The organism is Gordonia aquimaris (assembly GCF_026262595.1).
GTDB classification, from domain to species: domain Bacteria; phylum Actinomycetota; class Actinomycetes; order Mycobacteriales; family Mycobacteriaceae; genus Gordonia; species Gordonia tangerina.
In genome coordinates this window covers 1-8,367 of record NZ_JAPKFM010000050.1, presented here as the reverse complement: position 1 = coordinate 8,367, position 8,367 = coordinate 1, and the positions used below count along the sequence as shown (strand labels likewise).

The window sequence follows — 8,367 nt, the reverse complement described above, 5'->3', positions numbered from 1 at the left end:
CGGCGAACATGAAAACATGAACCTTCCCCCAGGAAGAGGACTGTGTTGTCGCTTCGAAATCCGACAATTGAACGCTTCCAGGTACACCGCAAAAGGCTGCGGTGATCGGAACACTGGACCAGCCCTTTACATCTTTCGGTGTTAGAAAGTCCACGGCCGCAGTCGACGCGGCTGAATCTACTGCGGCTGTCGTGGACACCTCGGAGACTTCGGGCAGGTCGGTCTCGGTGGTGGGGGTGATGGGGTCGGCCCGGTCTGCGGAGCCGCAGGCACAGACGGCGAACAGCCCGACGAGCACTGCTGCGAGCAGCAGACGCGGAGCGCGGGTCAACGACTGCATGGTGCACTCATTTCTTCGCCGGGAAGGTACTCGTCCCACTCGGACTGCGTGATCGGTCGGGTCCGCGTACAGATCTGATTGAGCACCCGATCCGGATCGAGTGGAATGACATACGAGGTCTGATCGACGCGGTCGGAGATCGCAAGGTAGTCGCCCGAGGGTGAGATGTCGAAGCTCTGACCCAGATTCGACAGGGTGGTGTCGATCGCCATGATCTCGGTGGGCCCTACCATCGTGGGTAAAGTCCACAGGGTCAGGATGCCGTTTTCGTCCATTGTGCCGAGAAGACTCGAGCTCGTCTGTATTTCGGTTAGTCCTGATAGGTGACGGGATCGAGTCCATGTTTTCCGGACCGCCGCGTCGGAGATTCGGTAGCCGGTGAGTGAACCTGAATTCTCATCTCCTACCACGAACGTGGTGTCGTCGACGAACGCGAGTATGGGCGACAAGGTGGGGATCGCACCATAGGTGCGCTTTCCATCGGCAGCCATGATCTCGACACCTTCGTCCGTGCATATGGCCAACCGCTTCCCCGATGGTGAGAAACTTGCGCAATCAATGTCTTTCGATACCACGGTGTGCGGATCGCGAAAAGGTGCGCCGGTGTCGGAGTAGGTCCAGCGCACCGCACGTGCTTCCGAGCTCACGAGTACATCTTTCGACCCGGGGATGGGATCTACTCGTGCTGAGCTGTCTACTGGCCACTCACTGTTTTCCGTAGCAGCCCGTACCGAGTTGGAATGCGGATCGAGGACGCCCGTTCCCGACGTTGTGAGGATAAAATCTCCAGATGGCCCGAGAAATATGGCCTCACTTGCGGCGGCCGGTGTGAGTGAAATCTGTTGGCCAGATCCCAGGTCTGTAAGTTTCGGCGGGGTGGTACCCGTCAGAAGTCGCTTGCCATCATCGGAGATTTGGGGTTGCCTACCTGGAACCGTAGTCCCACCGGACAATCCAGCACGCTGAGCGCCCCTGATTGGCCAGATACGGACCGCGCTGTACTCGTTGCGCTCGACCTCGTTGCCGGCGGGTGCATTGTCTACGCCGGATGGCCTGAAACCACCCGAGAAGGTCGCCACCGCAGTCCCGGATGGATTGAAGGAACTTTCCGATACCCCCGTCACCCGCCCGGGTAGTGCATCGCCGCCGATTGGATGAGTTGGATCGGTGATGTCCCACAATTGACTGCTCCCCAATCTGGAGTGGGAGACCAACAAGGTGCGGTCATTGGGCGAGAAAGACGCGCTGATCCCAGACGCTACAAAGCTACCTTGTTTGAGTGGATGCTCGGGCGATGATATGTCCCAAATGGTTCCGGTGTTGTCTGTTGTGAGCAGCAGCTTCTTGCCGCTGTCGCTGACGGTTATGGCCCTGTCCTCGGCGGGAATTCTCCCTCTGAGGGCAAGCCCCTCGCCAGACCATGTCAGGACAGCAACAGTGGTGGTGCTCTCGCGGGCGACTGCTACGCGGCCGCTTCGGCTGAAGGTGAACGTGCCCAACCCGTTACTGCGGAGGGCTGTGAGGTTTGCCTCGTGCAGTGTATCCGCCAGTTCAGCAACCGCGAGACCGTTGTCATGCTTGGCAGCCAATCGTGCGCCCGAGGGATCAAAGAAGATCTGACCAATCATTGCGTCGCTGTTCAGCGATGAACCGTTTGGCGGAATGATGAGTCGGGACTCGACCGTGTCGACCACAGTGTGATCGCGCGAAAGGTGGATCAGCTGGACATGTCCATTACGACCGCCAGTGGCTACGAGTTCGCCGTCCGGACTGATGGCCACAGACAGGGTTGGTCCGGACACGCTTGGCACCATGCCGATCTGCCGGGCCAAAGCGACATCGTAGATGGCAGTTCCCGCGTCTGAGGCGACGGCGACCATCGAACCGTCTGCGTTGAACTGTGCGTCGCGGGGCAAACCTGAAATCGGCAACACGGTGGGAAGTCGGGCGCTCTCGAGCAGCCCGGCTTTGACGAGGTCGCTGTAATCGTAGCGCGATGCGGTCGCGAGGAGTTGTCCGGCCAGGTCGGGGTCGCGATCACCGAGTGCGCGTGCTTGGGCGACCAGGGATCGTGACAGCGCGGAGTTGAGGTTCTGCTCTGCCCTGATCCTTTCGCGAGCCTGCAGAACGCCGAGGACGAGCGCGACGACCAGGAGGAGCGAAAGGACGCTGATCACTGCGCCATACACCCATCGCGTGCGTCGTCGTGACGCGAGGTCAGCGAGGTCGGCTTCTCGCTGGCTCACACCGCGGATCGGTGCGATCAGCCGGCTGAGCACTGCCGACTTGAACTGCGGCTCGGACGCGAGCTTTGAACTGTCGACGCCGCGCATCCACCGGCCATCGATACAGAGCGGACTTCCCCGGAACAGGTGGTGGAACCTGGGGTTGATCGCGGTGGAGTCGGGCGTCACCTGGTGGTCGTCGTCCCATGACAACGAACCGCCCGTCAGGACCACCAGAACCGAGCCCACGCCTCCGCGGGTGAACCACTTTTCGAGTTCTGAATCCACACTTGCCGATACCGCGGATTCCGGACTCGCGAGCAGGATCAGGAACCGCGACGAGTGGAGTGCGCCGATAATCGCCTGCGGCAATTCCTCGCCGGTCACCAGGTCGGTGTCGTCGCGAAAGACCTGTGCTTCGGGGTCACGCCGCCGCAGCTTGCCCCATTTCTGCAGACCCCTCTGTATCTCTTTGGCAATTTCGATATCAGGGTTGCGTCGGTACGAAACGAAGGCATCGTATTTCGGGACGCTAGCGGCCTGCGGTTCTACTGAGCTTGCTTCCTCGACGCTCATTAGCCGTACAGCCCTAACTCTCCTGCCCGAGCGAGCAATTCGTTCGCACGCTGTCTCTGATGGGTGAGATCTGCGGCTTTCACGTCCACCCCGATCTGTAGGGCGGTACCGTCGTTCGTCACCGCCAGTATCTGGGAACCTGACGAGTTGAACGCCAGTCCGCGGACACTGCCCGTGGCCGGCCGGACGATGACAATCGGCTCGCCCGTGTCGGTGGTGAACACGCGAATGGTGCCGTCGGCGAACCCGAAAGCTACGAACTTTCCGTCGTCGCTCAATGCGGTCGCCGCCGCGCGGTCGATCGTCTGCCACGGATACACTAGTCGATCCCATCGAGGCTCAGCAGGATTAGTGAAGTTTCCGCGTGCTCCACAGCCGGCGTTACCGGCGGCGTCGCCGCCGTGATACACGTAGTTGCCGTCATGCGACACGATGAGTGATTCCATGTCCTGAGGGCAGCCGGTCCCGCTGTCGGAGACCAAGCTCATCGACGCAGGGTCCATGTGGAGGACCAGCCCGATATTGGTTCCCACGTAGAGCCGTGAGTCGGTGCCGGTGACACTTGTGGCTCGTAGCGAATAGGGTAGCGGCGTCAACGTGAAGCCGCCGTTGGTGATGTTGAGAAGCCCAGCGCCGGCATTGCCGCATGCTACATAGACGATTTCGGGGCTGGCCCATGCAGAATCAAACGGTACACATCCCGGGAGGCCGAAGGTTCGTGTGGCGCTGTCGGTCAGTGAGACGAGTATGGCTGTGGCCTCTCCGCTGGTGATGTCCACCGAGGGTACGACGGCGTTATTTCCGTCAGCTGACAGCGCAAAGTTCGTGGTGGAAAGGGCTGGGCCAGCACCGGGTAGTTTTTGTGTGCGCGCTACCGAGCTGTCAGGAAGGCTCATGGTGACCAGCGTTCCCGAGTCTGTCAGGACAAGCGCCTGATCCGTGTCTGGGATCGCGACGGCATCGCTGAAGACGCTGTGGTTTGAGGCGACCCGCGACCCGAATGGTGTGGGCCAGTGAATGATCTCACCCCCGACGGTCAGCCCAGACACGCCATCATCGTCTACGGCCAAAGCGGTGAGGTTGCCTTTGCCGCCACGAAGACGAAGCGTGTCGTTCCCGTAGTTCACGTCATGCGCCACCACGTCGGGCCCGTCGGCAACCAACAGCCACTCTTGTGTCGGGCTCCATGCCATAGCTGGAGTCGACGTGCTCAGAGTGATGGTCCGGTATGGCTTTCCGTCGCGTTCCACAGTGATCGTGCGTCGGCTGTTGTCGAGTTGGGCCACCATCCCAGACGCCGGCGCTGTGCCCGGGTGCCGTGACTCGTCGAGGTTGCGCTGCAGCTGTGGGGCGGCGCCTTCGGCGGTGACCGCATCAGGCAGTGGAACGCCGAACGCGCGACTGAACTGCGCTCGGTCCATGGTGCCAGAGGAATCAGATTGTGACAGTAGATCAAGATGCACATAGGGGTTGGTCTCCCACGCCGCCTCGTACTTCTGTTTTCCGGAGAAGGACTGGGTGGCGTCGTCGATATTCTGTTGCGCACCGTGCAGCCCATTGAACACGGCAATCCCGCCCAGAACGAGGACGACGGCAGCGAGAGATCCGGCACGTCGCCACGTTTTGCGGCGTCGCTGGCGACGCTCCGATGCAGTGAGGTACGCCGATACTTCGGTGGGGATACGTGTGGCTTGGCGGCGGGTGAACCCACGATACTTGGCGAGAGTTCGGCCGGAAGCCAGTACTCGCTGCTGCCGACCGTGGTGGGCCCACCGATCTGCACGTTCGAACAGCTCACTGCGGGTGCGTTCCTCAGGCGGAAAATGCAGGATCATTGTGACCAACTCCGCGGTGAACCTATCGAGATCACTACCTGGTGGAACCATGAATTCTGGGGCAGAGCAACTCTGAGCGATCTGAGTCTCGGTTTGGCAGTTCTCCGACGAGCGCCACGCAGGTGTGTCGATCACGACGAAGGCGGCAGCCCCCCAGATCGCTGTGGTGATCTCGGCCATCCATGGCACCGTGACCGGGATGTTGCGCTGGTCGATCCATACGGCACTTCCGCGCGCGCGGAGGCGGTCAGCAAGTGCAAGGGCCGGGCCGGCGCCGTCGGTCCGGCTGTAAGAGATGAATATGTGGCCAGTCATGAGGTGGCCTCGATTGGGTCCGCGCAAGGGTGAAGGTCGAACGTCGAGCGAGTGCGGTCGGTGAAAATGTCGCGCGTATCAGCCGGATAGCACATCCACTGCCGGTCGCGAATCCGTTGAAAGAGCCGCTGTGTGGACACACCACAGCCAGCACAAGACGGTGCGCGCCACCACACATCAGTACCGGTCTCCATCCATAGCTCGTTGTCTCCGTGCCACCCGATGGCGGTGACCGCGCGGTTCGCGGGACGCCATCGCCCCGCGATGGCGATCAAACCCTCTGGGTAAAGATCGATCTCGGTAACGACACCCGCGCTGGTGCCGACGGCGACGGTGGAACCGTCGGCATTGATCGCGACCACTGTGGGCGTACCCTCACCGAAGATGGTGCCCGGTATCCACGGCAATGAAGCGCCCCACGGAGCGCCCACGGATGTCGAGGTCGGGTTCATTGCCGCCGTAATCGATTTGTGGACAAGGTGAATCATCCCGTCATCACCCAGCCTGATCGACGATGACCCGAGAGCTGCTGATCGTGACGTCGTCACCTGAAGGTTGGTCGGCTTTGGTGTGGTGGTGACTTCGGTGAGGTCGGAGATGATCCCGACACCGCGAGACAGGCAGGCGACCCGGGTTCCATCGCTACTCACCGAGAAGACCTCGACAACACTGACTGCCGCGCAGATGCGCGCGGTTGTACCGGCCGTGAGGTCTGTCACCTGCGGCCCAGCTGCTGGAGATGAAATGAGTACGCGCCCACGGTCGTCTATGGCCAAGGATTTGACTGTGCGGGACGCGGGGAGCCCGGTGGGTGCGAAGCTGCCTCCGACGGGTGCAGTCCAGAGCTGCCCATCGTCGCCGACGAGGGCGAGGAGTTCTCCGGACGGTGAGATCGCGGCATCTCGCACGTCAGCACCACCAGATAGTGCGGATCGGTGCACCACAGCGTTCGACGTCGCGTTGACCACCAACAAGTCGTCGTTGTCTTTCACGACCGCCCAAATCGCCTCTCCGGCACCGCCCTGGATGTCGAAGACCTCTTCGTAGGTTCCGACCTTGCGCGGCGCCAGGCCGTTTGCATTCGCCGACCGCGTCAGTACCGTTATGGAGCCGCTGTCGTCATAGATGGCTACAGTGTTCCCGGATTGGGATATCTGCAGGCCTGCGGGTTTACTGGAAGATGCGGTTATGGTGGTGCCGCTGGAGAGTTCGGTGACGCCAATTGTGTTGTCGGCGGCGAAGGTCGCCGCGAAACGGCCATTGGGTGTCGCGTCGGCCAAGTACAGGGGACTCTGGCTGATCTGTCGGCGTGAGGTCATCGCGCCGGTGTCGAGACTCCATTCGGCGAGTGTTCCTTCGCCATCGGCAGAGATGGCTACTGTCGGATCATTACCCAGAATGAACGCGTTGATGGCGGCGGTCTTGGTGTAACCGAGAACGCCGAGGTCCCAGGGATGGGACATCGCCTGGAGCAGCGCTCCCTGCGCCGTGTCGGGGACTGCACGGCCGTTGGCCGCTTGCTGATCGATCAGTCCGCCGAGCTTTAGTGCCTGTAGGTCGGCGCGGTCGGGGTTGTCATCGACGTTGAGTAGGGTGCCTGCCAGTGTGTTCGCTGATCGCAGGTTCTGCACCGCACGCCAACCGGTGAGCGCTATCGCGATCACTCCGATCAAAGCAACAGCGCGAAAGGCCCAACGGCCGTTGCGCTTCCACCATTCCCGCCGGGTCGCACGCGCGGACGCCGCTATGTACTCGACAAGCTGTGCGCTTGGTTCACCCGCCGCGTTGTCAGAGGCTGCTTGAGCGATCGCTTTGCGGTCGCTGACGAGGTAGTCGGGGTCGCGGTCGGCTGCTACCCAGGCTGCGGCCTGTGCCTCGAGCCCCTCGGTGTTGCGGTAGCGACCCAGATCGAACTGCAGGGCGTTGAGAAGTGACGCGTTGCGTGCGCCGACGTCGGTGGAGTCCCACAGGATCCAGTTCAAATCCGCGAGGAACGGTGGGACTTGCCGGGTATCGACGATCGGCGCGACACGCACTGGGATCAGTCGTGTGTCAGCCCATCCGCGCAATATCGTAAGTAGTCTTCGATCGGCGACGAGGGAGGGGGAGATAGCGATCATCGCCGCGCTCGGCGCTGGGACATCCGCGATATCTGTGATCCGGACGGCGTCGACGCCACGTTCGCGGAGGATGTCGACGATACCGTCGAGATTTGCGATTTCGTTGTCGCTGCCGATCACCAGTGTGTGGTTGGCAACGCTTCTGTCTGTTCCGGGCTGCATCACATCGGAATCCGACGGACCTTGCCGTCGCGTTTGAGCAATATCGAGGGGCAGTCGCCCTGCATGGCGATATGTATGTTCACCGGATCATCTTGGCTGGTCGTTGACCCAAAGAAACTCAACTGGAGCTGGCGTATTCCGGCAGGGCACATTCCTGCGGTCATCACGGTGCCGGTCGATCGCCTGTGGTAGACAGCACCTGCTTGATGGCCGTGGAGCGCCCCGGCGGCGGATCGGCCGACCACATACTGGTCGCCGAGAGGGCCGAGCCTGGGATTCGGGCTGCGTCCGAGGACGAGCGCTTCCAAGCTGAACCGGACCCGGTCGACAGCGGCCATCTCGTAATCGGATGTCACGTAGCGGAACCTGCCTTGTGCGGTTAAACAGACAACGGGCAAGTCGATCCTAAGCTGAAGACTCGGGCCGTCGCGCGATGATTGCTCCGTTCGTACGAACGGAGCAATCAGGTCGTCCGATCGGTCGAGCAACGGTCGTGCCTGAAGAGAAGTGCCGTTTCAATCGCACCGACAGAACATCATGATCGGCGTGTATCGGTCCGGCTGGTCATCTCCGTCGGTGCGAGCTCTGAGCCTTCGCTGATCAACTCGCCCGCATCGCCCGAGAACGTCCCAGCTGCGAAATCGACCAAACTCGAGAATGCCGCCCGTGCTCCGAATCAACCTCCCTTTGTGCACCGTCGAGCGATGTTCGCACGATTGCACAGGCGGCGGTCCCCACGTCGAAATCGAGGATCTCTTCCGTCGGTATTGGTTCGCGAGCCTCGAGTAGCACTG

5 protein-coding genes and 1 pseudogene are annotated in these 8,367 nt (G+C 61.5%); all 6 read right to left on the bottom strand.

Going from position 1 to position 8,367, the window contains the following annotated elements; all coding sequences use genetic code 11:
• Positions 1 to 340, bottom strand: a 340-nt coding sequence (locus OSB52_RS24325; protein WP_266063895.1) for a hypothetical protein, incomplete at its 3' end; no start/stop codon positions are given.
• Positions 328 to 3,141, bottom strand: a complete 2,814-nt coding sequence (locus OSB52_RS24320; RefSeq protein WP_266063894.1) for a toll/interleukin-1 receptor domain-containing protein — start codon at positions 3,139 to 3,141, stop codon at positions 328 to 330. The genes OSB52_RS24325 and OSB52_RS24320, both read right to left, overlap by 13 nt.
• On the bottom strand, positions 3,141 to 4,706 hold the full coding sequence (locus OSB52_RS24315) for a WD40 repeat domain-containing protein (RefSeq protein WP_266063892.1): 1,566 nt from the start codon (positions 4,704 to 4,706) through the stop codon (positions 3,141 to 3,143). Before OSB52_RS24315 ends, OSB52_RS24320 begins: the two co-directional genes overlap by 1 nt.
• 351 nt (positions 4,707 to 5,057) lie before the next feature.
• Positions 5,058 to 5,291: pseudogene (locus OSB52_RS25210) on the bottom strand (toll/interleukin-1 receptor domain-containing protein); the annotation flags it as partial.
• Positions 5,288 to 7,327 (bottom strand): WD40 repeat domain-containing protein, encoded by a 2,040-nt coding sequence (locus OSB52_RS24310; RefSeq protein WP_266063891.1) that lies wholly within the window; start codon positions 7,325 to 7,327, stop codon positions 5,288 to 5,290. The pseudogene OSB52_RS25210 and the gene OSB52_RS24310, both read right to left, overlap by 4 nt.
• Before the next feature lie 245 nt (positions 7,328 to 7,572).
• On the bottom strand, positions 7,573 to 7,929 hold the full coding sequence (locus tag OSB52_RS24305; RefSeq protein WP_266063890.1) for a hypothetical protein: 357 nt from the start codon (positions 7,927 to 7,929) through the stop codon (positions 7,573 to 7,575).
• Positions 7,930 to 8,367 lie beyond the last annotated feature (438 nt).